The following is a 24,829-nucleotide window of genomic DNA, read 5'->3' on the forward strand; positions in this document are numbered from 1 at the left end:
CTATTTCAAAGGCGCCTCAACGAAAGCGGTCAACCTCGGAACGCAAATCCGCCGCCAGCTTCTCCAGCTCTTTAGCGGTAACCGCCAGATTGGAAACCACTTCACGCTGCTCGCTGTTTGCGAGGGCAATACTTTGCAGGTTGCTGCTGAGCAAGGTCGCGGTGCTGCTCTGTTCCTGGGTGGCGGTGGTGATTGCGGCGAATTGCTGACCGGCCGAACGGCTTTGCTCGTCGATCCGTGCCAGTGCCGATGCTACGTTGGCGTTACGCGAAAGGCCTTCCTGCATCAGCACATTGCCCTGTTCCATGGTGCTGATGGCGTTGCCGGTTTCCTGCTGAATGCTTTGGATCATGCCGGAGATTTCGTCAGTCGCCTGACGAGTCCGAGAGGCCAGGTTACGCACTTCGTCCGCCACCACCGCAAAACCACGACCCTGCTCACCGGCACGGGCGGCTTCGATCGCGGCGTTCAATGCCAGCAGGTTGGTCTGTTCGGCGATCGAGGTAATCACACCGACGATGCCACCGATTTCCTGGGAGCGCTGGCCGAGGGTATTGATCACCGTCGCGGTGCTGTTCAATGCGCCGGCGATTTGCTCCAGCGACGAGGACGCTTCATCCATCGACGTACGACCGATCTGCGTTTGCTGTGCGTTTTCCTGGGCCAGACGCTGAGTGCTGCCCATGTTGTCGGCGATGTTCAGGGACGTGGCGCTGAACTCTTCCACGGCGCCGGCCATGCTGGTGATTTCGCCCGACTGCTGTTCCATGCCTTCGTAAGCGCCGCCGGACAAACCGGACAAGGCCTGGGCGCGGCTGTTGACCTCCATCGAGGCGTTGCGGATGTGCTCGACCATGGTCGACAGCGCCTGGCTCATCTGGTTGAACGCGCGGGCCAGTTGGCCGATTTCGTCGTTGCTCGACACGCTCAGGCGCACGCTCAAATCCCCGGCGCCCAAGGCTTCAGCCTGACGTACCAGATCGCCCAGTGGCGCGAGTTTGCTGCGCAACAGCCATACCGCCGAACCCACCGCCAGCAGCATCGCCAACAGGCTGCCGATGGCCAACTGAATGCCGACGCTCCAGGTCACGGCGCTGATTTCAGTTTTCGGCATGCTCGCCACCACCGACCACGGCCCGTCCTGGAACGGCACGGCGATGCTGTAGAAATCTTCGGCCTTGTCGCTCCAGAACTCGCCCTTGCCCGGGGTTTTCGCCAGCGCGTTGATGGCCGGGACGGCCTGGTCCAGCGCCTCCACGCCAGCAATCGGCACGAGCCATTTGTTCTGCTCATCCAGCAGCGCGAGGGAACCGGTCTGGCCGATGCGGAAGCGCTTGAGGTTTTCGAACTGGGCCTTCTGCGCGTCGGTGTAATCGAAACCGACGTACAACACCGCAATGACCTTGCCACTGCTGTCGCGCACCGGGGTGTACTGGGACATGTAGAAGCGTTCAAACAGCAGCGATCGACCCACGAAGCTCTGCCCCGCCATCAGTCGGGCGTAGGCCGGGTTCGCGTGATCGAGCACAGTACCGATGGCGCGGCTGCCGTCTTGTTTGGTGACGTTTGTGCTGACTCGAATGAAGTCTTCACCGCTGCGCACGAACACCGTGGCCACACCTGCGGTCATCTGCTTGAATTCGTCCACTTCCTTGAAGTTGTTGTTGAGCACCACGTTGCCCAGGTGCAGCCCCGGCGTCTGCACGCCTGCCACGACCACCGGCTCGTCCGCGTGCACGCTCAGCCCACTGCTGAAGCGCGTCTCGAACAACCCTGCAAGGCGCTGGGTGCTTTCACGCAACGTGCTGTGAAAGGTACTCAGCTGATCGGCCAGCAGCCGTGCTTCACTCGCCAGATGCTCTTCGCGGGTGGCGAGGTTGGCCGAGTCCAGCGAACGCAGGGCGAACAGGGTACTGCCGGTAATGACAATCGCCAGAATCACGGCGAGCGCAAGACCAAGCTGTGAGGCGATCCGGGCACGAGGTTGAGACATGACAGCTCCTGGCCGAGCAATCGGATCATCCTGATCGCGACGCACACTCAGCAAATTTCTAATAATGGGGGTAGCGTCGAACCTGCACGAAGGTCCTACGTGAAGATTTTCGGCGGCGAACGGGAATACTTGAGCGGCGTGGCAGGATATGGCTCAAGGCCGCTATTGCAGCGGCTTCATCGATTCAGCTCAGGTGCACGACATCTGGCAATTCCATGGCGCGGACTTCGCCTTGCAGGAAGTCGCTGAGCCGACGCATGCGCTCGCCACCGGGACGGGTTTTCGGCCACACCAGGTAATACTTTTCGCCGCTGGCGACGGCGGTCGGCCATGGCAGGCTCAAGCGCCCTTGCGCCACATCCTCCGCCACCATCAGCAGATCGCCCATGGACACGCCATAGCCCCGTGCTGCAGCGATCATGCCCAGTTCCAGCGTATCGAACACCTGTCCGCCCTTAAGCGACACCTGATCGGCCAGTCCCATGCGCTCCAGCCAGTTGCGCCAATCGCGCCGGTCCGGGGTCGGGTGCAGCAGTTCGGTATTGGCCAGGCGCGTGACGTCCCATGGCTGATCGTCGCGCAAGTTGGGCGCGCCCACCGGAATCAGTTCCTCCGGAAACAGGTAGCTCGCCTCCCAGTCCGGCGGGAAATGGCCATTGCTCAACAACACAGCACAGTCGAACGGCTCGTCGTTGAAGTCCACTGAGTCGATATCCATCCAGGCGCTGGTCAATTGCACCTCGTTGCCCGGCTGCAAATGGCGGAAGCGGCTGAGGCGCGCCAGCAACCAGCGCATGGTCAGCGTCGACGGGGCTTTCATGCGCAGGATGTCATCTTCGGCGCGCAAGGTATTGCAGGCGCGTTCCAGAGCGGTGAAGCCTTCGCGAATGCCTGGTAACAGCAAGCGCGCCGACTCGGTTAGCTGCAAGTTGCGGCCACTGCGGTGAAACAAGCGGCAGGCAAAATGCTCCTCGAGGGTACGAATATGCCGACTGACCGCACTTTGGGTGATCGACAGTTCTTCGGCGGCACGGGTGAACGAACTGTGTCGCGCCGCCGCTTCGAATGCGCGCAGGGCATACAAGGGAGGAAGACGACGTGACATTCAGAAAGCTCCTATAGCGGGATCGAGTCACCCTAGCAGAAACTCCCCAGCATGAGTTTGAATCATGCCACCCATCCTTTTTATCCCTTTGTGCAAACGCACCAGAGCGCCGAGAATCGGTGCTTTCCTGTTCTCTTTGAAAATCGAGCGTGATGATCATGCAGCATCCAGCACGTATTGAACTCTGGGCCATCCTGCGGCTGTCGGGGCCGTTGATTGCCTCGCAGTTGGCGCACATGCTGATGGTCCTCACCGACACCTTGATGATGGCGCGCCTGAGTCCCGAAGCGCTGGCCGGTGGCGGACTTGGCGCGGCGACCTATTCGTTCGTGTCGATTTTCTGCATCGGCGTGATCGCGGCCGTCGGCACCCTGGTGGCGATCCGTCAGGGCGCGGGCGATATTCTTGGCGCGGCGCGGTTGACCCAGGCCGGGGTGTGGCTGGCATGGTTGATGGCGTTGGGTGGCGGGCTGCTGTTGTGGAACCTCAAACCGGTGCTGCTGTTGTTCGGCCAGACGGAAAGCAACGTCCAGGCCGCCGGGCAATTCCTGATCTTCCTGCCCTTCGCCCTGCCCGGCTACCTGAGCTTCATGGCCTTGCGCGGCTTCACCAGCGCCATTGGCCGTGCAACGCCGGTAATGGTCATCAGCCTGGGCGGCACGGTGGCTAACTTCCTGCTCAATTACGCGTTGATCACCGGCATGTTCGGCCTGCCGAAACTCGGCTTGATGGGCATCGGCCTGGTCACCGCGATCGTGGCCAACCTCATGGCGCTGGCACTGGCGTGGCACATTCGCCGGCACCCGGCCTATGACGCTTATCCGCTGCGCGCGGGGTTGCTGCGGCTCAACCGGCAGTACTTGAAAGAACTGTGGCGCCTGGGCCTGCCGATTGGTGGCACCTACGCGGTGGAAGTCGGGCTGTTTGCCTTCGCGGCGCTGTGCATGGGCACCATGGGCAGCACGCAACTGGCGGCGCACCAGATCGCCCTGCAAATCGTCTCGGTGGCGTTCATGGTCCCGGCGGGCATTTCCTACGCGATCACCATGCGCATCGGCCAGCATTACGGCGCCGGGCAACTGCTGGATGCGCGGCTGGCCGGACGGGTCGGCATCGCCTTCGGTGCGGTGGCGATGCTGTGCTTCGCGATGGTGTTCTGGTTGCTGCCGAATCAATTGATTGGCTTGTTCCTCGATCACAACGATCCGGCATTCCGCGAAGTCATCAACCTGGCCGTGAGCCTGCTGGCGGTGGCGGCATGGTTCGAGTTGTTCGACGGCACGCAAACCATCGCCATGGGCTGCATTCGCGGGCTTAAGGACGCCAAGACCACGTTCCTGGTTGGCCTGGCCTGCTATTGGCTGATCGGCGCACCGGCCGCGTGGTGGATGGCGTTCCACTTGAACTGGGGGCCGACGGGTGTCTGGTGGGGGTTGGCGCTGGGGCTGGCGTGCTCGGCGGTGAGCCTGACGCTGGCGTTTGAGTGGAAGATGAAGCGGATGATTCGGCGGGAGCCTTCGGCACAGCGATTCGAGGCGGTTCAGGCTGAGTGATATCCCCTGTGGGAGCGGGCTTGCTCGCGAATGCGGAGTGTCAGTCGACGTACTTTCTGACTGATGCACCGCTTTCGCGAGCAAGCCCGCTCCCACATTCGTCCGTGGTCAACTCACCACTTCCAGCGCCGGCTGCTGATTGCTGCCAAACATCAGGTAATCCACCAGCTCCGCCAGCGGCAGCGGTTTGCTGATCAGGTAGCCCTGCACCTGATCGCAATCAAATCCGCGCAACAGGTCCATCTGCTCCGGCGTTTCCACGCCTTCAGCGACGACCTCAAGATTGAGGTTGTGCGCCAGGTTGATCATCGCGTGGACCAGTTTGCGGTTCTCTTCGCGTTGCTCCATGCCGCCGACAAAGCTCTTGTCGATTTTCAGCAAGGTGATCGGCAGGCTGTTGAGGTGCACGAACGATGAGAACCCGGTACCGAAGTCGTCGAGCGAGAAACGCACACCCAGGCGCCCGAGGGCGTCCATGGTCTGCTTGACCAGATCGCTGCGGCGCATGACTGCGGTTTCGGTCAGTTCGAATTCCAGCCACTGTGCCTCGACGCCGCGTTCGGCAATCAACCGGCTCAGGGTCGACAACAATTGGCTGTCCTGGAATTGGCGGAATGACAGGTTGATCGCCATGTGCAGCGGCGGCAAGCCGAGCTCCAGCAACGCCTGCATATCGCGCAAGGCCCGGGAAATCACCCAGTAACCCAGCGGCACGATCAAACCGCTTTGCTCGGCCAGCGGGACGAATTCGCTCGGAGGCAGCAGGCCACGCTCGGCATGGCGCCAGCGCACCAAGGCTTCGAGGCCGACGATCTGCCCGTCTTCGAGGTTCAAGCGCGGCTGGTAATGCAGTTCCAGTTCGTCGCGACGCAACGCCCGGCGCAGCTCGGTTTCGAGGTCGGCGATGCTGCGGGCATTGCGGTTGATGCGTTCGTTGAAAATGTGAAAGGTGCAGCCCTGGGTGCTCTTGGCCTGCTGCATGGCGATGTGCGCGTGCCACATCAGCGGGTCGGCGCCGGCCTGGGCGCGGGCGTGAGCGATGCCCAGGCTGGAGCCGATCAGCAGGCTTTCGCCGTCGACCCAATAGGGCTCGGCCAGTGCTTCGGTGATGCGCTCGGCCATCCATTCGGCGCGCTGCGGGGCGCGACGGGTGTCGATGAGCAAGGCGAATTCGTCGCTGCCCAGCCGTGCCAGTTGATCACCGGCCTCCAGCTGACTCTTGAGCCGCGCGACCACTTGCAGGATCAGACGGTCACCGGCCTGGTGGCCGAGGGCATCGTTGGCGTAGCGGAAGTTGTCGAGGTCGAGATGACCGAGGGCCAGGCCGCGACCGTCGTTTTCCGCCAGTCGTGCCGTCAGCAAGGTCTGAAAACCCTGACGGTTGGCGATGCCCGTGAGCGGATCTTGCTCGGCCAGGCGTTGCAGGGTGGTTTCCAGGACGCCGCGCTCACGCACATGGCGCAGGCAACGGCGCAGCATGCCCGGGTCGAGATGATCGCGGACCAGCCAGTCGCTTACACCATCGGGCGGGGTCAGCGGCTCATGTTCGAGCAGCAACACCGTCGGCAGACAGCAACGGCCCGGCGCCGGCTGAAGGGCCGGGATCGTTAACAACACCGCGCTGCGGTTGTCATCGAACAGACTGCTGACCGACTCCCAACTCGGCGCGCTGATGAGCACGGCCGAGCTCCCCATCGGAGCCAGACACTCGCGCAACAACGCTGCCCACGCTGGCTCTTCGGCCAGTAGCAGCAAACGCAAGGGTTCGACAGGCGTAGACAAGCTAGCTCCCTAGACTCTGCAAAGATGTAGGCGACGGGCATTATGCCGTGCTGATAACCAATGACCAATGACATCAGTTATCAAACGAGACCTTTGTATCCGGAATTACGAACATTAGACGCAAATCCGTTGCGCATCCTGCGTGAAAGTAACAAAACCGGCAATTAGAGATCGCGTTGTACGTCACAAGTCGGAGAGAGCAGCACAAATTGCTGAGCCTGTTAAAATGCCGGCCCATTTCGTGACTGACTCCTGAATTTACCTATGTCCCGACTCAATCCCCGGCAGCAAGAAGCCGTGAGCTACGTCGGCGGCCCTCTTTTGGTGCTCGCCGGTGCAGGCTCCGGCAAGACCAGCGTGATCACGCGCAAGATTGCGCACCTGATCCAGAACTGCGGCATCCGCGCCCAGTACATCGTCGCCATGACCTTCACCAACAAGGCCGCGCGCGAGATGAAGGAACGGGTCGGCACCCTGCTGCGCGCCGGTGAAGGTCGCGGCTTGACGGTGTGCACCTTCCACAACCTGGGCCTCAACATCATCCGCAAGGAACACGTGCGGCTGGGCTACAAACCGGGCTTCTCGATCTTCGACGAGACCGACGTCAAGGCCCTGATGACCGACATCATGCAGAAGGAATACTCGGGCGACGACGGCGTCGACGAGATCAAGAACATGATCGGCGCCTGGAAAAACGACCTGATCCTGCCGGCCCAGGCCCTGGAAAACGCGCGCAATCCCAAGGAACAGACTGCGGCCATCGTCTACACCCACTACCAGCGCACGCTCAAGGCGTTCAACGCGGTGGACTTCGACGATCTGATTCTGCTGCCGGTGAAGCTGTTCGAAGAGCACGCCGACATTCTGGAAAAGTGGCAGAACAAGGTGCGCTACCTGCTGGTGGACGAATACCAGGACACCAACGCCAGCCAGTATCTGCTGGTGAAAATGCTCATCGGCAAACGCAACCAGTTCACCGTGGTAGGCGACGACGACCAATCGATCTACGCCTGGCGCGGCGCGCGGCCGGAAAACCTGATGCTGCTCAAGGACGACTACCCATCCTTGAAAGTGGTGATGCTGGAGCAGAACTACCGCTCCACCAGTCGCATCCTGCGCTGCGCCAACGTGCTGATCTCGAACAACCCGCACGAATTCGAAAAGCAGCTGTGGAGTGAAATGGGCCACGGTGATGAGATCCGCGTGATCCGTTGCCGCAATGAAGACGCCGAAGCCGAGCGCGTGGCGATGGAAATCCTCAGCCTGCACCTGCGCACCGACCGGCCTTACAGCGATTTCGCGATCCTCTATCGCGGTAACTACCAAGCCAAGCTGATCGAGCTGAAACTGCAGCACCATCAGGTGCCGTATCGCCTGTCCGGCGGCAACAGTTTCTTCGGCCGTCAGGAAGTGAAAGACCTGATGGCCTACTTCCGCCTGATCGTGAACCCGGACGACGACAACGCCTTCCTGCGGGTGATCAACGTGCCGCGCCGGGAAATCGGTTCGACCACGCTGGAAAAACTCGGCAACTATGCGACCGAGCGCAAGATCTCGATGTACGCCGCCACCGATGAAATCGGCCTTGGCGAGCATCTCGACAGCCGCTTCACCGATCGCCTGTCACGCTTCAAGCGCTTCATGGACCGGGTGCGCGAGCAGTGCGCCGGCGAAGACCCGATCTCGGCGCTGCGTAGCATGGTCATGGACATCGACTACGAGAACTGGCTGCGCACCAACAGCTCCAGCGACAAGGCCGCCGATTACCGCATGGGTAACGTCTGGTTCCTGATCGAGGCGTTGAAAAACACCCTTGAGAAAGACGAAGAAGGCGAGATGACCGTCGAGGATGCCATCGGCAAACTCGTTCTGCGCGACATGCTGGAGCGTCAGCAGGAAGAGGAAGACGGCGCAGAAGGCGTGCAGATGATGACCTTGCACGCCTCCAAGGGCCTGGAATTCCCCTACGTGTTCATCATGGGCATGGAAGAGGAAATCCTCCCGCACCGCTCCAGCATCGAAGCCGACACCATCGAAGAAGAACGCCGCCTGGCCTACGTGGGCATTACCCGCGCACGTCAGACCCTGGCCTTCACCTTCGCCGCCAAGCGCAAGCAATACGGCGAGATCATCGATTGCGCGCCGAGCCGCTTCCTCGATGAGCTGCCACCGGACGATCTGGCCTGGGAAGGCAACGACGACACGCCGCCCGAAGTCAAAGCCGTTCGCGGCAACACAGCATTGGCAGATATACGCGCGATGTTAAAGCGCTAGAATTGACCACTTTTTTAAAACCTTAGGGCGCACAAGGCGCCAACAGAGGACAGCTTCATGGAAGCCCTGCACCAGAAAATCCGCGAACAAGGCATCGTGCTTTCCGACCAGGTCCTGAAGGTCGACGCCTTCCTGAACCACCAGATCGACCCGGCCCTGATGAAGCTGATCGGCGACGAATTCGCCACGCTGTTCAAGGACTCAGGCATCACCAAGATCGTCACCATCGAAGCCTCGGGCATCGCCCCGGCGATCATGACCGGTCTGAACCTCGGCGTGCCGGTGATTTTCGCCCGCAAGCACCAGTCCCTGACCCTGACCGAAAACCTATTGTCGGCGACCGTTTACTCGTTCACCAAGCAGACCGAGAGCACCGTGGCGATCTCCCCGCGTCACCTGACCAGCAGCGACCGCGTGCTGATCATCGATGACTTTTTGGCCAACGGTAAGGCGTCCCAGGCACTGATTTCGATCATCAAACAGGCTGGCGCCACCGTTGCCGGTCTGGGCATCGTGATCGAGAAATCGTTCCAGGGTGGTCGTGCGGAACTGGATTCGCAGGGGTATCGCGTAGAGTCGCTGGCGCGCGTCAAATCGCTGGCCGGTGGGGTCGTGACCTTCATCGAGTAACCCGCCACACCGCAATACCAGTGTGGGAGCGGGCTTGCTCGCGAATGCGTAGTGTCAGTCGACATATTTTTTGACTGGTACACCGCTTTCGCGAGCAAGCCCGCTCCCACATTTGCCTTGTGTTGGCTGTTATTGCGAGGTGGCTTTGAGGCCTGTGAGCAGCAACCTCTGATACAAATCCTCCTTCAGACCCTCCGGACTGGCCAGCCGCATACGCTCCAGATGCTCGGGAAACGCCGCAGGTTCCGGCGCATCCAATGCAGCCTTACCCAACTCCAGCACCTCGCTGAGCTTGAACTTGCTCTTCAACCAGTTCAGCGCCCGCAACACATCCCGCTCCACCTCAGTGAAATCACAGCCCAGCGGATACTCCGGAAACAGCTGCGCATGCCGTGCCTGAATCGCCTGCAAACGCTGAGGACTGTTGTCCGTGAAACGCGGATCGAGACGGAAATCCTTCGGCAGCTTGCCGACCTTCTGCGCCTGCTCGATCAGCCCTGACTGAAAACGCGAGTCGCTGATATTGAGCAACGCTTCTATCACCGCCGCATCAGTCTTGCCGCGCAGATCGGCGATCCCGTACTCGGTGACCACGATGTCGCGCAGATGCCGGGGGATGGTGCAGTGGCCGTATTCCCAGACGATGTTCGAACTGACGTCGCCACCCGATTCGCGCCAGCTGCGCAGCAGCAACACCGAGCGCGCACCTTGCAGCGCATGCCCTTGAACCACGAAGTTGTACTGCCCGCCTACGCCGCTGAGCACGCGCCCGTCTTCCAGCTGATCCGCCACGGCGGCGCCCAGTAAAGTCATGGTGAACGCAGTGTTGATGAAGCGCGCATCGAGGCGCTGCAAACGCTTGAGTTCTTCCTGGCCGTACAGTTCGTTGATGTAGCTGATGCGCGTCATGTTGAATTCGAGGCGCTTGCTTTGCGGCAACTCACGCAAGCGTTCATAGAAACTGCGCGGCCCGAGAAAGAAACCACCGTGCACCGAGATGCCGTCGGTTTGCGCCGCTTCGTCGAGGGTGCCGGCATTCGCCTGCTGCTGGGTGGGCACGTCCGGGTACACCTTGCGTCGCACGATGCCCGCATCGGCCAGCACCAGCAGGCCGTTGACGAACATTTCGCTGCAACCGTACAGGCCCTTGGCGAACGGTTCGAGGCCGCCTTCGCGCTCGATCAGTTGAGCCCATTGGCTCAGGTTCACATCCGCCAGCAAGGCCTTGTAGCCGTCGTTATCGGCCTGGCGCGCCAGCAACGCTGCCGTCAGCGCATCGCCCATCGAACCGATGCCGATCTGCAGGGTGCCGCCATCGCGCACCAGCGTACTGGCGTGCAGGCCAATGAAATGATCCTGGAAACCCACCGGCATGTTCGGCGTGGAGAACAGCGTGGTGCGGTCCTTCTCGTCGATCAGCAGGTCGAAAGTATCGATGCCGACCTCTGCGTCACCGGGCATGTACGGCAAATCGTCGTGCGCCTGGCCGACCATCAGGATCGTCTCTCCGGCAGCGCGGCGCTTGGCAATCATTGGTAGCAGATCGAGGGTGATGTCCGGGTTGCAGCTGAGGCTCAAGCGATCGGGATGATCGGCGTGGCTGGCGACCAATTGAGCGACCAGGTTCAACCCGGCGGCGTTGATGTCCCGGGCCGCGTGGCTGTAGTTGCTGCTGACGTAATCCTGCTGCGCCGATGCACTGTTGAGCAGGCTGCCGGGCTGCATGAAAAACTGCTGGATATGGATGTTGCCCGGCAGATTGTCGCGGTGCAGATCGGCGAGAAAATCCAGCTCCGGATAATCGCCAAAGACTCGCTCAATGAAGGGCTCGAGGAAGCGTTTCTGCAAGCCGTCACCCAATGGAGGACGACCTAGGCACAACGCGGTATAGATCGTCAGCCGCCGCTCGGGCAACTGCGCGATGCGGTGATACAGCGCGTTGACGAAATGGTTGGGTTTGCCCAGGCCCAGAGGCAGCCCCATATGAATATGCGTCGGCAACCGCGCCAATACATCATCGACCGCCTGTTCGATAGAACACAGCTGAACCATCCGATCCTCCCTTGCATTCCATGGTTTGGGGTTGGACCGAGCTTGCCGGGTCTTTGCTGCAATGAACAGCCTCTGAAGATCACACTGACCTGTAGGAGCTGCCGAAGGCTGCGATCTTTTGATCTTGTTTTTAACAATCAACATCAAAAGATCGCAGCCTGCGGCAGCTCCTACAGGGAAATAACAGGCACAAAAAAGCCGCTCGAAAGCGGCTTTTTCGCGAAAGAGGCTGGCTGGTTACAGGCCGGACATCTCTTTGATGGCGCCCTTCAGCTCGTCGTCGGAGCAGTCGGCGCAGGTGCCTTTTGGTGGCATCGCATTGATACCGGTAATGGCTTTGGCCAGGATGCCGTCGAGGCCGCCCTGGTGGTCGGCACGTTCTTTCCAGGCTGCCTTGTCGCCGATTTTCGGCGCGCCCAACAGGCCGGTGCCGTGGCAAGCGTTGCAATGTTTGGCAATAACATCTTTAGGCGCCTTGGCCCCGCCACCGCCGCCGGAAGCTGCGGCAACTTCCATGCCCTTGCATTCTTGACCCGTTACACAAACCTGGCCGACTGGCTCAAGGCGTTTGGCAATTTCGTCGTTCGTCGCAGCTTGAGCGCTGACAGCCCAAAGGGCCAATACGGTTGCTGGTACGGCCAGCATTTTCATAATTAGGTTCACGCGTTCACCCTCAATGGTGGCTAGTCACGCCTACGGCCACGGTTCGCAGGCGGGCGCAAGTATAGCGGTAAGCCCGCGACACTGAAACAACCCCAAAGTCGAAGGGGTCTTGTTGCGCAACAGTCAAACGGCTCGGGTGCCTCGGCCATGCTGGCAGGGCGCCTCTTTTCTTAGAAGTTCGCCGGTGTAGCTGCGCTGATTAGTCGCGCCGGCGCATCGAACGGATTACGGAAACGATGCGGCTTGGTACTTTCAAAGTAGTAGCTATCTCCAGCTTCGAGCACAAAAGTTTCCAGCCCGACCACCAGTTCAAGTCGACCTTCCACCAGAATTCCGGTTTCCTCGCCCTCATGAGTGAGCATCTCGTCACCGGTGTCGGCGCCTGGCGGGTAGATTTCATTGAGGAACGCGATAGCCCGGCTCGGGTGCGCCCGGCCGACCAGTTTCATGGTCACTGCACCATCGGAAATATCGATCAGCTCGTTGGCCTTGTAGACGATCTGAGTCGGTTTTTCCTGCAGGATCTCTTCGGAAAAGAACTCGACCATGGACATGGGAATCCCGCCCAACACTTTCCTCAGCGAACTGATCGAGGGGCTGACGCTGTTCTTCTCGATCATCGAAATGGTGCTGTTGGTGACGCCCGCGCGTTTGGCGAGTTCACGCTGGGAAAGGCCTTTGAGCTTGCGGATCGATTGCAGTCGTTCACCGACGTCCAATGCTGGAGCCTCCAGGGTTCAGGTTTGTTGGAATATTGAGCGTTATCATGGCGACAGCGTTCAGTATTTACAACACTTTGACCTGAATCCTGTTCGGCGAAGCGACTTCCGGTTCGCACCGTCGAGTGTCAGCTCCCGGAATAGAGCAGTGGCACCCGGCGCAGGTTACAGAAGATCTGGTAAGGAATCGTTCCCGCCGCGATGGCCACGTCGCTGGCGAGGATGTTTTTGCCCCACAACTCGACGGTCGAGCCGAGGCCGGCTTGCGGAATGTCGGTCAGGTCGACGCAGAGCATGTCCATCGACACCCGGCCGATCAACTGGCTGCGTTGTCCGGCCACCAACACCGGCGTGCCGGTCGGCGCCAGACGCGGATAGCCATCGGCGTAACCCATGGCCACCACGCCAACGCGCATCGGTTTTGGGGTGATGAATTTCGCGCCGTAGCCGATCGGCTCGCCGGCCGGCAATTCACGCACGCTGATGACTTTCGATTCGAGGGTCATCACCGGTTGCAGTCGCGCGGCCACCGCGTTGGCTTCTTCAAACGGCGTGGCGCCGTAGAGCATGATGCCCGGACGCACCCAGTCACTAGGGATCTGCGGCCAACCCAGCACGGCCGGGGAATTGCGCAGGCTGACTTCGGCGGACAAACCCTGCCGCGCCGCTTCGAACACCGCGACCTGCTCGGCGCTGGCCTGACTGCTCAGTTCATCGGCCCGGGCGAAGTGGCTCATCAGCACGATCTTCGCCACTTTGCCGCTGGCCAGCAGCCGTTGATAAGCGCTCTGATAATCCTTCGGATGCAGCCCCACGCGGTGCATGCCCGAATCGAGCTTGAGCCAGACCGTGATCGGTTTGCTCAGCGCGGCTTTCTCGATTGCTTCGAGTTGCCACAGCGAATGCACCACGCACCAAAAATCATGCTCGACGATCAGCGACAGCTCATCGGCTTCGAAAAAGCCTTCCAGCAGCAGCACCGGCGCGCGAATGCCCGCGGCGCGCAACTCCAGAGCCTCTTCGATGCAGGCCACGGCAAAGCCGTCCGCTTCAGCTTCCAGCGCCTGAGCACAACGCACCGCGCCATGGCCGTAGGCATCGGCCTTGATCACCGCGAGGGCTTTGGCTCCCGTGACTTCACGGGCGACTTGGTAGTTGTGACGCAGGGCTTGAAGGTCGATCAGGGCACGGGCAGGACGCATGGCGGCAGACTTCTGGTCGGTCGTTTGGAAGAAAAACCGGCGCTGGCTGACGGCGTGAACCGCCAACAGCGCCGGAAGAGGGATCTTTATTACGGTTTACGGCAGCGCGGCGACGATGGAAATTTCGACCAGGATGCTTGGCTTGGCCATCTTCGCTTCGACGGTGGCGCGGGCCGGGGCGGCGCCCTTTGGCAGCCACTGGTCCCACACCGAGTTCATCCCGGCAAAGTGCGCTTCGATGTCATTCAGGTAAATCGTTGCCGAGAGCAGATGCTGCTTGTCAGTCCCGGCCAGATCGAGCAGACGCTCGATATTGGCCAGAACATCGTGGGTCTGCTGTTCAACCCCGGCGTTGAAGTCGTCACCGACCTGTCCGGCCAGATACACCGTGCCGTTATGGGTGACGATCTGACTCATGCGTTCATTGGTGAGCTGGCGCTGGACTGACATGTTTTGCAGACTCCTGTCGTTTGTTGCCATAGCGGGAAATATCGAGGCCTTCGGCGCTGATCTGCGGTTTTCTCTTCGCCATCAGGTCAGCCAGCAAGCGACCGGAGCCGCAGGCCATGGTCCAGCCGAGTGTGCCGTGACCGGTATTCAGGAACAGATTCTTGAACGGGGTGGCGCCAACGATTGGCGTACCGTCCGGGGTGGTCGGACGCAGGCCGGTCCAGAAATCGGCCTGGGCCAGATTGCCGCCCTGAGGATAAAGGTCGTTGACGATCATCTCCAGGGTTTCGCGTCGACGCGGGTTCAGCGACAGGTCAAAACCGGCGATCTCCGCCATGCCGCCGACGCGGATGCGGTTGTCGAAACGGGTGATCGCGACCTTGTAGGTCTCGTCGAGAATGGTCGACGTCGGGGCCATCGCCGGGTTGGTGATCGGCACGGTCAGCGAGTAACCCTTGAGCGGGTACACCGGTGCCTTGATCCCCAGCGGCTTGAGCAGTTGTGGCGAGTAGCTGCCGAGTGCCAATACGTAGCGGTCGGCAGTTTCCAGCTTGCCGTCGATCCACACACCGTTGATGCGATCACCGGCGAAGTCGAGGCGCTGAATGTCCTGGCCGAAACGGAACTCCACACCGAGGTTCGTGCACATCTCTGCGAGCTTGGTGGTGAACATCTGGCAGTCGCCAGTCTGGTCGTTCGGCAGGCGCAGGGCACCGGCGAGGATGTCGGTAACGCTGGCCAGGGCCGGCTCGACGCGGGCAATGCCTTCGCGGTCGAGCAGTTCGAACGGCACGCCGGACTCTTTCAGCACGGCGATGTCTTTCGCGGCGCCATCCAGTTGAGCCTGGGTGCGGAACAGTTGGGTCGTGCCGAGGCTTCGGCCTTCGTAGGCGATGCCGGTCTCCAAGCGCAGTTCGTCGAGGCAGTCACGGCTGTACTCGGACAGACGGACCATGCGCTCCTTGTTCACCGCGTAACGGCTGGCGGTGCAGTTGCGCAGCATCTGCGCCATCCACAGGTATTGATCGATGTCGGCGGTGGCCTTGATCGCCAGCGGCGCGTGGCGCTGCAACAGCCACTTGATGGCTTTGAGCGGCACGCCCGGCGCGGCCCACGGCGAGGCATAGCCCGGCGACACTTGGCCGGCGTTGGCAAAACTGGTCTCCATGGCAGCAGCTGGCTGCCGGTCGACCACCACCACTTCAAACCCGGCACGCGCCAGATAGTAAGCACTGGTGGTACCGATGACGCCGCTACCCAAGACCATGACGCGCATTTTCATATCCCTCATCGCGGCGAACCGCTGACGTTTGTTGTTCAGAGCTTCAGATGTGCGCAGTTTAAAAAAGAATGACCAGTGATTTTCACTATATAAGCGCCTATATTTGGCGACAATTCTCGGCAAAAACCCTTTTCACGGAGGCGCATCCCCTATGCGAACCAACACTCAAACCAAACGTGAGCTGGACAAGATCGACCGCAGCATCCTGCGGATCCTGCAAGCGGACGGGCGCATCTCTTTCACCGAGCTTGGGGAAAAGGTCGGGCTCTCGACCACGCCCTGCACCGAGCGGGTCCGGCGTCTTGAGCGCGAAGGGATCATCATGGGCTACAACGCGCGGCTCAACCCGCAGCACCTCAAGGGTAGTCTGCTGGTGTTCGTCGAGATCAGCCTCGATTACAAATCCGGCGATACCTTCGAAGAGTTCCGACGTGCGGTGCTGAAATTGCCCCATGTGCTGGAATGCCACTTGGTGTCAGGGGATTTCGACTACCTGGTGAAGGCGCGGATTTCCGAGATGGCCTCATATCGCAAGTTGCTGGGCGACATCCTGCTCAAGCTGCCGCACGTGCGCGAATCCAAGAGCTATATCGTGATGGAAGAAGTGAAAGAGAGCTTGAGCCTGCCGATTCCGGACTGACATTTGTGGTGCTGCTATCGCCAGCAGGCTGGCTCCCACAGGTTAGGTGGTGAACAAAAATCTGTGGTTCACCTGCATTCCCTGTGGGAGCTAGCCTGCTAGCGATGCGGAAAACTCGGTTCGAGGATCTAAACCAACACCTGCCGGTTGGAAGCCATGTATTCGAATATCTGCTTCTCGACTCTTGGATGAATCAACTCCACCGGCCCGCGCCCATTCGGGCATGGCAGCGTCTTGGTTGTGCCGAATAACCGGCAAATCAGTGGTCGCTCGTCGTACACGGTGCAGCCGTTCGGGCCGAGATGCACACAGTTGAGTTCGTCCATGGCCGCCTCTTGCTCGGCGCGGGTCTTGCGCGGCAGGCGCGACATTTCTTCCGGCGAGGTGGTCACCGGACCGCAGCAGTCATGGCAGCCGGGCACGCACTCGAACGAGGGAATCTGCTGGCGCAGCGTGCGGATTTTCTGACTGTTGCAGCTCATCGAAGCGGTGACCGAAAGCGAAATAGAGCGCAATTGTGAGGCAAAAGCCACGATCCAGACAGCGGCAACCGACCAATGTTGCCCGCCCGCGAAGGTCCGGCTTATGCTCCGTCAAATTTTCTAAACACAAGAATCAGGATGACGCGCATGAACGCCCGTGCCCAGCACACTGCCTCCTATTACGCTGACAGCAGCCTGCCGCAGCCGGATCATCCGGTGCTCACAGGGGATCTGGTGGCCGATGTGTGCGTGGTTGGTGGCGGTTTCTCGGGGTTGAACACGGCGCTGGAACTCGCCGAGCGCGGCCTCAGCGTGGTGCTGCTCGAAGCTCACAAGATCGGTTGGGGCGCCAGCGGACGCAACGGCGGGCAGTTGATTCGCGGCGTCGGCCACGGCCTCGATCAGTTCGCCAACGTAATCGGCGCGGACGGTGTGCGTCAGATGAAACTCATGGGGCTTGAAGCCGTGGAAATCGTCCGACAGCGGGTCGAGCGTTTTCAGATTCCCTGCGACTTGACCTGGGGCTACTGCGACCTGGCCAACAAGCCCCGAGACCTTGAAGGTTTTGCCGAAGATGCCGAAGAACTGCGCAGCCTCGGTTATCGCTATGAAACCCGACTGCTGCAAGCCAGCGAAATGCATACCGTCGTCGGTTCCAAGCGCTACGTCGGCGGTTTGATCGACATGGGCTCCGGACACCTGCATCCGCTGAACCTGGCGCTGGGTGAAGCGGCTGCCGCACAGCAACTGGGCGTGCAACTGTTCGAACAATCCACCGTCACGCGCATCGATTACGGCCCCGAGGTCAAAGTGCATACCGCTCAAGGCTCGGTTCGTGCGAATACGCTGGTACTGGGCTGCAATGCCTACCTCAACCACCTCAATCCCGAGCTGAGCGGCAAGGTTCTGCCCGCCGGCAGCTACATCATCGCCACCGAACCTTTGAGCGAAGAACTGGCGCACTGTCTTCTACCGCAGAACATGGCGGTGTGCGACCAACGGGTGGCGCTTGATTACTACCGACTCTCGGCGGACCGTCGCTTGCTGTTTGGTGGTGCCTGCCATTACTCGGGACGCGACCCGAAAGACATCGCGGCTTACATGCGGCCGAAGATGCTGGAGGTCTTTCCACAACTGGGCGACGTGAGGATCGACTATCAATGGGGTGGCATGATCGGCATCGGCGCCAATCGTTTGCCGCAGATCGGTCGACTCAAGGATCATCCGAATGTGTATTACGCCCAGGCTTATTCAGGGCATGGCGTGAATGCCACGCACCTGGCGGGCAAGTTGCTGGCCGAGGCCATCAGCGGTCAGCACAGCGGTGGTTTCGATTTGTTTGCCAAGGTGCCTCACATTACCTTCCCGGGTGGAAAGCATCTGCGTTCGCCGTTGTTGGCGTTGGGGATGCTTTGGCATCGGCTTAAAGAGCTGACCTGAAAGATTGCCGCTGTTTTGGCGGGCCCCATCGCGGGCAAGCCCGCTCCCACAGAATGTGGTTGTGAACACAAATACTGTGAACACCAGCAATTACTGTGGGAGCGGGCTTGCCCGCGATGAGGCCCTAAAGAACACCGCAAAACTCAGATCCGCCAGAAAGGCTTGAGCCCCTCATCCCTCGCCTGCTCCCGCGTCAACCCGATATCCTTCAGTTGGTCTGGCGTCAGTGCCAGCAACGCCTTGCGCGTGTGCAGGCGTTGCCAGAACAGATCCCAGCGACTCAGGCCGGACGGCGCGTTGCGCATGAGCGCATGGCGTGCATTGTCCTTTTGCCCTGTCTCCAGTTCCTGACTGTGTAACGTCAGCCGCACATCGCTCAAACCGTTCATTTTGAATGCTCCTGTTTACTTGGGTAGCCAGAGATTCCATGATGCGCAAACAGGGAAAAGCATTACAGATTCAAAGCACCTGTATTATTTCCATACAGATTTGCTGTTTTTTGCTCTGAATCTTGAATTTTTGCCTCATCTGTACTGGTTAACCGAATCACTCAATCCGAGACTGCGCCATGACCCTTTACGTCAACCTCGCCGAATTGCTCGGCACGCGTATCGAACAGGGCTTCTATCGCCCCGGTGACCGGCTACCGTCGGTGCGGGCGCTGAGCGTCGAGCATGGGGTCAGCCTGAGCACGGTGCAGCAGGCCTATCGGGTGCTGGAAGACAGCGGGCTGGCCATGCCAAGGCCCAAGTCCGGGTACTTCGTTCCGGTCAGTCGCGAACTGCCGGAGCTGCCGGCGGTTGGCCGCCCGGCGCAACGGCCTGTGGATATCTCGCAATGGGATCAAGTGCTGGAGTTGATTCGCGCCGTACCGCGCAAAGACGTGGTGCAACTGGGCCGCGGCATGCCCGACATCACCAGCCCGACCATGAAACCGCTGCTGCGCGACCTCGCCCGGATCAGCCGTCGGCAAGACATGCCCGGCCTGTATTACGACAACATCCACGGCAACCTCGAACTGCGCGAGCAAATCGCCCGCCTGATGCTCGATTCCGGCTGTCAATTGGGCCCCGGCGATCTGGTAGTGACCACCGGTTGCCACGAAGCGCTGTCCACCAGCATCCGCGCCATCTGCGAGCCGGGCGACATCGTGGCCGTGGATTCGCCGAGCTTTCACGGCGCCATGCAGACCCTCAAGGGGTTGGGCATGAAGGCGCTGGAAATCCCCACGGACCCGCTCACCGGAATCAGTCTCGAAGCACTGGAGTTGGCCCTGGAACAATGGCCGATCAGGGCCATACAGTTGACGCCAAACTGCAACAACCCGCTGGGCTACATCATGCCGGAGTCGCGCAAACGCTCGTTGTTGACGCTCGCACAGCGTTTCGACGTGGCTATCATCGAAGACGATGTGTATGGCGAACTGGCCTATACCTATCCGCGCCCGCGCACGATCAAATCTTTTGACGAAGACGGCCGCGTCCTGTTGTGCAGTTCCTTTTCCAAAACCCTGGCGCCGGGCCTGCGCATCGGCTGGGTCGCACCGGGGCGATATCTGGAACGGGTGCTGCACATGAAATACATCAGCACCGGCTCCACCGCGCCGCAACCGCAGATCGCCATCGCCGAATTCCTCAAGGGTGGTCACTTCGAACCGCATTTGCGGCGGATGCGCACGCAATACCAGCGCAATCGCGACGCAATGATCGATTGGGTCACGCGCTATTTCCCCGCCGGCACCCGCGCCAGCCGTCCGCAAGGCAGCTTCATGCTGTGGGTCGAACTGCCGGAAGGCTTCGACACCCTGAAACTGAATCGTGCCTTGCACGATCAGGGCGTACAGATTGCCGTCGGCAGCATCTTTTCCGCCTCGGGCAAATACCGCAATTGCCTGCGCATGAACTACGCTGCCAAACCAACGGCACAGATTGAAGAAGCCGTGCGCAAGGTCGGCGCCGCCGCCATCAAACTGCTGGCGGAAACCGACGGGCTGACCGACTGACTGACCTTTCTGCGGATACCAGCGTCCATATGCCAACGACCGCCGCCAAACGGAACGACCCCACGTGAGAGTCAGACAGCCGCTGCTTGCTCTTGTGTTACTTGCTTCGTTCCTCGGCGGCTGCGCCAGTCTCGACGTGCAGCGCGAACCGAGCCAGGCCTTGCCGGCAAGCGCCTCGGCATTCGGCCGTTCGGTCCAGGCACAGGCCGCGCCTTATGAAGGCAAATCGGGTTTCCGCCTGCTCTCAGACAGCACCGAAGCCTTCACGGCCCGCGCCGAGCTGATTCGCAACGCCCAGGCCAGCCTCGATTTGCAGTACTACATCGTGCACGACGGCATCAGCACGCGAATGCTGGTGGAAGAAATCCTCAAGGCCGCCGACCGTGGCGTGCGCGTACGCATTCTGCTCGACGACACCACCAGCGACGGTCTGGACCGCACCATCGCCACCCTCGCGGCGCATCCACAGATTCAGATTCGCGTGTTCAACCCGCTGCACCTTGGCCGCAGCACCGGCGTCACGCGCACCATAGGCCGCCTGTTCAACCTGTCGCAGCAACACCGACGCATGCACAACAAGCTGTGGCTGGCGGACAACAGCATGGCCATCGTCGGCGGGCGCAATCTGGGGGACGAGTATTTCGATGCCGAGGCCAACATGAACTTCACCGACATCGACATGCTCGGTGTCGGGCCGGTCGCCGAGCAGTTGGGACACAGTTTCGACCAGTACTGGAACAGCGCCCTGAGCAAACCGATCGATGCGTTTGTATCCAGCAAACCGACCGCCCAGGATCTGCAAAACACCCGAACCCGACTGGAAGAATCCCTGGAGGAATCGCGCAAACAGAATCACGCGCTCTACCAGCAGTTGATGGCTTTCAAAACCGAGCCGCGCCTGGATATCTGGCGCAAAGAACTGATCTGGGCCTGGAACCAGGCATTATGGGACGCGCCGAGCAAAGTGCTGGCCAAGGGCGAACCCAATCCCCAGTTGTTGCTGACCACCCAATTGGCGCCGGAGCTTGAGGGTGTCAGCAAAGAACTGGTGATGATCTCCGCCTACTTCGTGCCCGGCCAGCCGGGGCTGGTTTACCTGACCGGGCGCGCCGATGCCGGGGTGTCGGTACGACTGCTGACCAACTCACTGGAGGCCACTGACGTACCGGCCGTGCATGGCGGCTACGCGCCGTATCGCAAGGCGTTGCTGGAGCACGGCGTGCAGCTCTTTGAATTGCGCCGCCAGCCCGGCGATAAGAGTGGTAGCGGGCCTCGGCTGTTTTCAACCAAGTCCTATGGCGATTCCGATTCCAGCCTGCACAGTAAGGCGATCATCTTCGACCAGCAGAAATCCTTCATCGGTTCATTCAACTTCGACCCGCGCTCGGTGCTATGGAACACCGAAGTCGGGGTGCTGGTGGACAGCCCTGAGCTCGCGGCCCGCGTCCGCGAACTGGCGTTGCAGGGCATGGCGCCGACCCTGAGTTATCAGGCGAAACTGGAGAATGACCAAGTGGTATGGGTGACCGAAGACGACGGCAAAATGCACACCCTGACCAAGGAACCAGGCAGTTGGTGGCGACGCTTCAATGCCTGGCTGAGCAACACGGTTGGCTTGGAGCGGATGCTCTAGGCCGGTTCGGCCACCACGCCGAACGCTCCCTGCCGCGACACCAGAATCACCAGACCAAACGCCCCCGCTGCCATCAACAACGGCAACGCATGCCCGCTGATCCATTGGCTGCCGGCACCGGCGATCAACGGCCCGAGCAGGCAGCCGACGCCCCACAACTGCGCGATGTGCGCGTTGGCCCGAACCAGCGCATCGTCGCGATAACGCTCGCCAATCAGGATCAATGACAAGGTAAACAAACCGCCGGCACTGGCGCCGAACAACACCCACAACGGCCAGATCAGCAGAGTGTCGATCAGCAGCGGAATCGCCAGGCTCGACACCAGCAGGACGACCGCACAGCCTGTAAACAACGAGCGCCGCGATACGCGATCCGCCAGCGCGCCAATCGGCAATTGCAGCAAGGCATCGCCGACCACCACCGTGCTGACCATCGCCAAGGCGATTTCCGTGGTGAAGCCCTGGCGCAGGCAATACACCGGTAGCAGCGTCAGGATCATCGCTTCAAACGCCGCGAACAGCGACACCGCCCAGGCAATCGCCGGCAGGCCACGGCAGAACGTCAGCAGATCACCGAAGGTCACACTGCACGCTTCACTGCTGGGCGCACCGCTGCGACCCAGCAACAGGAACGGTGCCGCCACCAGCAAACCGACTCCGACCCAGAAACCGTAATCGTGCTCGGTGCCCAGAACGCCCAACAGGATCGGCCCGGCCAATTGGCTCAGCGCATAACTGCTGCCGTACAGCGCCACCAACCGACCACGCCACTCCTCGACCACCAGTTGGTTGATCCAGCTTTCGCCGAGGATGAACACCAGGGTCAGGATCACCCCGATCATCAAGCGCAGTACCAGCCAAATCGGATAGCTCGGCAACAGCGCCAGCAAACCAATGGACACGGCACCCGCCCACAGGCACAGGCGCATCAGATTGGCCGTACCCAGGCGCGCTGCCAGATGGCTGGAAATCTTTGCGCCCAGCAACACGCCAATGGCCGGCATCGCCGCCATGACGCCAATGGCAAACGAGCCGTAGCCCCAGCTTTCCAGACGAAACGACACCAGCGGCATGCTGACGCCCAGGGCCAGGCCAACACTCAAGACAGACGCCAACACGGCGAAATACGTCGCCCAACGCATGTTCCACGCTCCTGTGGATTGTTATTTTTTGGTTCACACAAACAAATGTGGGAGCGGGCTTGCTCGCGAAGAGGCCATCACATCCAACATTAACGTTGGCTGTTACGGCGCCTTCGCGAGCAAGCCCGCTCCCACATGGGATCTTCGTCGTTCAGGAGCCCGATTGACTATCGGGCTCCCTCATTGACTTACAACTTGATCCAGGTCGCCTTCAGCTCGGTGTACTTGTCGAACGCGTGCAGCGACTTGTCGCGACCGTTGCCGGACTGCTTGAAGCCACCGAACGGTGCCGTCATGTCGCCGCCGTCATACTGGTTGACCCACACGCTACCAGCACGCAATGCGCGGGCGGTGAGGTGGGCCTTGGAGATGTCGGCAGTCCAGACCGCAGCGGCCAGACCGTACGGCGTGTCGTTGGCGATTGCGACCGCTTCTTCAGCATTGTCGAAGGTAATCACCGACAGTACTGGGCCGAAGATTTCTTCCTGAGCGATTTTCATCGCGTTGCTCACACCGTCGAAAATCGTCGGCTCAACATACGTGCCGCCCGTTTCCTGCAGGATGCGCTTGCCGCCAGCGACCAGTTTGGCGCCGTCGGTGTGGCCCGACTCGATGTAAGACAGCACGGTGTTCATCTGCTGGGTATCCACCAGCGCACCGACGTTGGTCGCCGGGTCCAATGGGTTGCCCGGCTTCCAGGTTTTCAGCGCCTCGATCACCAGCGGCAGGAATTTGTCCTTGATCGAACGCTCCACCAACAGGCGCGAACCGGCGGTGCAGACTTCGCCCTGGTTGAAAGCGATGGCACCGGCAGCGGCTTCGGCAGCCTCTTGCAGGTTCGGCGCATCGGCGAACACGATGTTCGGGCTCTTGCCACCGGCTTCGAGCCAGACGCGCTTCATGTTCGATTCGCCGGAGTAGATCAGCAGTTGCTTGGCGATCTTGGTCGAACCGGTGAACACCAGGGTGTCGACATCGTTATGCAGGGCCAAAGCCTTGCCGACAGTGTGACCGTAACCTGGCAGTACGTTCAGCACGCCTTTCGGGATGCCGGCTTCAACGGCCAGCGCGGCGATGCGGATGGCGGTCAGCGGCGATTTTTCCGACGGCTTGAGGATCACCGAGTTACCGGTGGACAGCGCCGGGCCGAGTTTCCAGCACGCCATCATCAGCGGGAAGTTCCACGGCACGATGGCGCCCACCACGCCGACCGGCTCGCGGGTCACCAGACCCAGCTGATCGTGCGGAGTAGCGGCTACTTCGTCGTAGATCTTGTCGATGGCTTCGCCGCTCCAGCTCAGGGCTTGCGCCGCGCCGGGAACGTCGATGTACAGGGAGTCGCTGATCGGCTTGCCCATGTCCAGGGTTTCAAGCAGGGCCAACTCTTCGGCGTGCTGCTTGAGCAGGCCGGCGAAACGGATCATGGTGGATTTGCGTTTGGTCGGCGCCAGGCGCGACCAGACGCCGGAATTGAAGGTGGCGCGAGCGTTTTCCACAGCGCGCTGGGCATCGGCGGCGTCACAGCTGGCAATCTTGCCCAGCAGACGGCCATCGACCGGGCTGATGCACTCGAAGGTCTCGGCGGAGACAGCGTCGGTGTATTCGCCGTTGATGTAGGCACGGCCTTCGATCTTCAGATCGCGAGCACGTTGTTCCCAGTCGGCACGAGTCAGGGTGGTCATGCGAGTGTCCTCCTCTTATTGAATACGACACCCGCGATCTTCGCGGGCGCTGTCAGGAATTCTGCCCGGCCAGCCTGCTTTCGGCCCAAGGCAACCGTCACCC

The 24,829-nt window shown here is 60.8% G+C and carries 20 protein-coding genes; 7 read left to right on the plus strand and 13 right to left on the minus strand.

Annotation, left to right across the window (positions count from 1 at the left end):
- Positions 1-16: 16 nt before the first annotated feature.
- Together V6Z53_RS01640 and V6Z53_RS01645 are read right to left on the minus strand one after the other, a co-directional pair.
- On the minus strand, positions 17-1,993 hold the full coding sequence (locus tag V6Z53_RS01640) for a methyl-accepting chemotaxis protein (protein ID WP_338583851.1): 1,977 nt from the start codon (positions 1,991-1,993) through the stop codon (positions 17-19).
- Between the two features lie 184 nt (positions 1,994-2,177).
- A complete protein-coding gene (locus tag V6Z53_RS01645; RefSeq protein ID WP_338583853.1) occupies positions 2,178-3,098 on the minus strand; it encodes a LysR substrate-binding domain-containing protein in 921 nt (306 codons plus the stop codon).
- A gap of 158 nt (positions 3,099-3,256) precedes the next feature.
- On the opposite strand from V6Z53_RS01645, the gene V6Z53_RS01650 reads away from it, so the two are divergent.
- The gene (locus V6Z53_RS01650) at positions 3,257-4,651 is read left to right on the plus strand and encodes a NorM family multidrug efflux MATE transporter (protein ID WP_338583854.1); all 1,395 of its coding nucleotides are present in this window, start codon (positions 3,257-3,259) and stop codon (positions 4,649-4,651) included.
- Between the two features lie 108 nt (positions 4,652-4,759).
- Here V6Z53_RS01650 and V6Z53_RS01655 read toward each other — a convergent pair whose 3' ends face one another.
- The gene (locus V6Z53_RS01655) at positions 4,760-6,433 is read right to left on the minus strand and encodes a bifunctional diguanylate cyclase/phosphodiesterase (RefSeq protein WP_338583855.1); all 1,674 of its coding nucleotides are present in this window, start codon (positions 6,431-6,433) and stop codon (positions 4,760-4,762) included.
- A gap of 264 nt (positions 6,434-6,697) precedes the next feature.
- Between V6Z53_RS01655 and rep the strand changes: the two genes are divergently transcribed.
- Complete coding sequence (gene rep / locus V6Z53_RS01660) at positions 6,698-8,707, plus strand: DNA helicase Rep (RefSeq protein WP_338583856.1); 2,010 nt, start codon at positions 6,698-6,700, stop codon at positions 8,705-8,707.
- Between the two features lie 57 nt (positions 8,708-8,764).
- Positions 8,765-9,337 (plus strand): xanthine phosphoribosyltransferase, encoded by a 573-nt coding sequence (locus tag V6Z53_RS01665; protein ID WP_008022089.1) that lies wholly within the window; start codon positions 8,765-8,767, stop codon positions 9,335-9,337.
- Between the two features lie 129 nt (positions 9,338-9,466).
- Here V6Z53_RS01665 and V6Z53_RS01670 read toward each other — a convergent pair whose 3' ends face one another.
- The 6 genes from V6Z53_RS01670 to dadA form a co-directional block, all read right to left on the minus strand.
- Positions 9,467-11,389, minus strand: coding sequence for an acetyl-CoA hydrolase/transferase C-terminal domain-containing protein (locus V6Z53_RS01670; RefSeq protein WP_338583858.1), 1,923 nt, complete (start codon positions 11,387-11,389; stop codon positions 9,467-9,469).
- A 237-nt stretch (positions 11,390-11,626) separates the two neighbouring features.
- Positions 11,627-12,040, minus strand: coding sequence for a c-type cytochrome (locus tag V6Z53_RS01675; RefSeq protein ID WP_338586434.1), 414 nt, complete (start codon positions 12,038-12,040; stop codon positions 11,627-11,629).
- 182 nt (positions 12,041-12,222) lie between these two features.
- Positions 12,223-12,771, minus strand: coding sequence for a cupin domain-containing protein (locus V6Z53_RS01680; RefSeq protein ID WP_007947433.1), 549 nt, complete (start codon positions 12,769-12,771; stop codon positions 12,223-12,225).
- Between the two features lie 128 nt (positions 12,772-12,899).
- Entirely contained in the window at positions 12,900-13,973 is a 1,074-nt protein-coding gene (gene alr / locus V6Z53_RS01685) for an alanine racemase (protein ID WP_338583859.1), read from the minus strand.
- A gap of 96 nt (positions 13,974-14,069) precedes the next feature.
- Positions 14,070-14,423: a RidA family protein gene (locus tag V6Z53_RS01690; RefSeq protein ID WP_338583860.1), complete on the minus strand. Its 354-nt coding sequence runs from the start codon at positions 14,421-14,423 to the stop codon at positions 14,070-14,072.
- A complete protein-coding gene (dadA, locus tag V6Z53_RS01695) occupies positions 14,395-15,699 on the minus strand; it encodes a D-amino acid dehydrogenase (RefSeq protein ID WP_338583862.1) in 1,305 nt (434 codons plus the stop codon). The genes V6Z53_RS01690 and dadA overlap by 29 nt, the downstream gene beginning before the upstream one ends.
- Before the next feature lie 157 nt (positions 15,700-15,856).
- Between dadA and V6Z53_RS01700 the strand changes: the two genes are divergently transcribed.
- Complete coding sequence (locus V6Z53_RS01700; RefSeq protein ID WP_095194410.1) at positions 15,857-16,345, plus strand: Lrp/AsnC ligand binding domain-containing protein; 489 nt, start codon at positions 15,857-15,859, stop codon at positions 16,343-16,345.
- Between the two features lie 128 nt (positions 16,346-16,473).
- Here V6Z53_RS01700 and V6Z53_RS01705 read toward each other — a convergent pair whose 3' ends face one another.
- Positions 16,474-16,827: a YkgJ family cysteine cluster protein gene (locus V6Z53_RS01705; RefSeq protein WP_338583864.1), complete on the minus strand. Its 354-nt coding sequence runs from the start codon at positions 16,825-16,827 to the stop codon at positions 16,474-16,476.
- A 147-nt stretch (positions 16,828-16,974) separates the two neighbouring features.
- Here V6Z53_RS01705 and V6Z53_RS01710 point away from each other — a divergent pair, with 147 nt between their 5' ends.
- On the plus strand, positions 16,975-18,267 hold the full coding sequence (locus V6Z53_RS01710) for an FAD-binding oxidoreductase (RefSeq protein ID WP_338583865.1): 1,293 nt from the start codon (positions 16,975-16,977) through the stop codon (positions 18,265-18,267).
- Between the two features lie 143 nt (positions 18,268-18,410).
- Here the strand turns inward: V6Z53_RS01710 and V6Z53_RS01715 are convergent, their stop codons facing one another.
- Positions 18,411-18,656 carry a DUF1127 domain-containing protein gene (locus V6Z53_RS01715; protein ID WP_338583866.1) on the minus strand — a complete coding sequence of 82 codons (246 nt, stop codon included), beginning with the start codon at positions 18,654-18,656 and terminating at the stop codon, positions 18,411-18,413.
- A 179-nt stretch (positions 18,657-18,835) separates the two neighbouring features.
- On the opposite strand from V6Z53_RS01715, the gene V6Z53_RS01720 reads away from it, so the two are divergent.
- Together V6Z53_RS01720 and V6Z53_RS01725 are read left to right on the plus strand one after the other, a co-directional pair.
- Positions 18,836-20,269, plus strand: a complete 1,434-nt coding sequence (locus V6Z53_RS01720) for a PLP-dependent aminotransferase family protein (protein ID WP_338583867.1) — start codon at positions 18,836-18,838, stop codon at positions 20,267-20,269.
- A gap of 64 nt (positions 20,270-20,333) precedes the next feature.
- Positions 20,334-21,902 (plus strand): phospholipase D family protein, encoded by a 1,569-nt coding sequence (locus V6Z53_RS01725; protein WP_338583869.1) that lies wholly within the window; start codon positions 20,334-20,336, stop codon positions 21,900-21,902.
- Here the strand turns inward: V6Z53_RS01725 and V6Z53_RS01730 are convergent.
- Both V6Z53_RS01730 and V6Z53_RS01735 read right to left on the minus strand, forming a co-directional pair.
- Complete coding sequence (locus V6Z53_RS01730; RefSeq protein ID WP_338583870.1) at positions 21,899-23,044, minus strand: MFS transporter; 1,146 nt, start codon at positions 23,042-23,044, stop codon at positions 21,899-21,901. The genes V6Z53_RS01725 and V6Z53_RS01730 overlap by 4 nt on opposite strands.
- A 188-nt stretch (positions 23,045-23,232) precedes the next feature.
- The gene (locus V6Z53_RS01735) at positions 23,233-24,726 is read right to left on the minus strand and encodes an aldehyde dehydrogenase (protein ID WP_338583871.1); all 1,494 of its coding nucleotides are present in this window, start codon (positions 24,724-24,726) and stop codon (positions 23,233-23,235) included.
- Positions 24,727-24,829: the final 103 nt, after the last annotated feature.

The organism is Pseudomonas sp. MAG733B (genome assembly GCF_036884845.1).
Lineage (GTDB): Bacteria > Pseudomonadota > Gammaproteobacteria > Pseudomonadales > Pseudomonadaceae > Aquipseudomonas.

Excerpts from the sequence above, each read along its gene's own strand:
- V6Z53_RS01645 (WP_338583853.1), bottom strand. The coding sequence starts at position 3,098 with ATGTCACGTCGTCTTCCTCCCTTGTATGCCCTGCGCGCATTCGAAGCG.
- V6Z53_RS01700 (WP_095194410.1), top strand. The coding sequence starts at position 15,857 with ATGCGAACCAACACTCAAACCAAACGTGAGCTGGACAAGATCGACCGC.
- V6Z53_RS01675 (WP_338586434.1), bottom strand. The coding sequence starts at position 12,040 with ATGAAAATGCTGGCCGTACCAGCAACCGTATTGGCCCTTTGGGCTGTC.
- V6Z53_RS01640 (WP_338583851.1), bottom strand. The coding sequence starts at position 1,993 with ATGTCTCAACCTCGTGCCCGGATCGCCTCACAGCTTGGTCTTGCGCTC.
- V6Z53_RS01710 (WP_338583865.1), top strand. The coding sequence starts at position 16,975 with ATGAACGCCCGTGCCCAGCACACTGCCTCCTATTACGCTGACAGCAGC.
- V6Z53_RS01650 (WP_338583854.1), top strand. The coding sequence starts at position 3,257 with ATGCAGCATCCAGCACGTATTGAACTCTGGGCCATCCTGCGGCTGTCG.
- dadA (WP_338583862.1), bottom strand. The coding sequence starts at position 15,699 with ATGCGCGTCATGGTCTTGGGTAGCGGCGTCATCGGTACCACCAGTGCT.
- V6Z53_RS01720 (WP_338583867.1), top strand. The coding sequence starts at position 18,836 with ATGACCCTTTACGTCAACCTCGCCGAATTGCTCGGCACGCGTATCGAA.
- V6Z53_RS01715 (WP_338583866.1), bottom strand. The coding sequence starts at position 18,656 with ATGAACGGTTTGAGCGATGTGCGGCTGACGTTACACAGTCAGGAACTG.
- V6Z53_RS01670 (WP_338583858.1), bottom strand. The coding sequence starts at position 11,389 with ATGGTTCAGCTGTGTTCTATCGAACAGGCGGTCGATGATGTATTGGCG.
- alr (WP_338583859.1), bottom strand. The coding sequence starts at position 13,973 with ATGCGTCCTGCCCGTGCCCTGATCGACCTTCAAGCCCTGCGTCACAAC.
- rep (WP_338583856.1), top strand. The coding sequence starts at position 6,698 with ATGTCCCGACTCAATCCCCGGCAGCAAGAAGCCGTGAGCTACGTCGGC.
- V6Z53_RS01705 (WP_338583864.1), bottom strand. The coding sequence starts at position 16,827 with ATGAGCTGCAACAGTCAGAAAATCCGCACGCTGCGCCAGCAGATTCCC.
- V6Z53_RS01665 (WP_008022089.1), top strand. The coding sequence starts at position 8,765 with ATGGAAGCCCTGCACCAGAAAATCCGCGAACAAGGCATCGTGCTTTCC.
- V6Z53_RS01690 (WP_338583860.1), bottom strand. The coding sequence starts at position 14,423 with ATGTCAGTCCAGCGCCAGCTCACCAATGAACGCATGAGTCAGATCGTC.
- V6Z53_RS01730 (WP_338583870.1), bottom strand. The coding sequence starts at position 23,044 with ATGCGTTGGGCGACGTATTTCGCCGTGTTGGCGTCTGTCTTGAGTGTT.
- V6Z53_RS01735 (WP_338583871.1), bottom strand. The coding sequence starts at position 24,726 with ATGACCACCCTGACTCGTGCCGACTGGGAACAACGTGCTCGCGATCTG.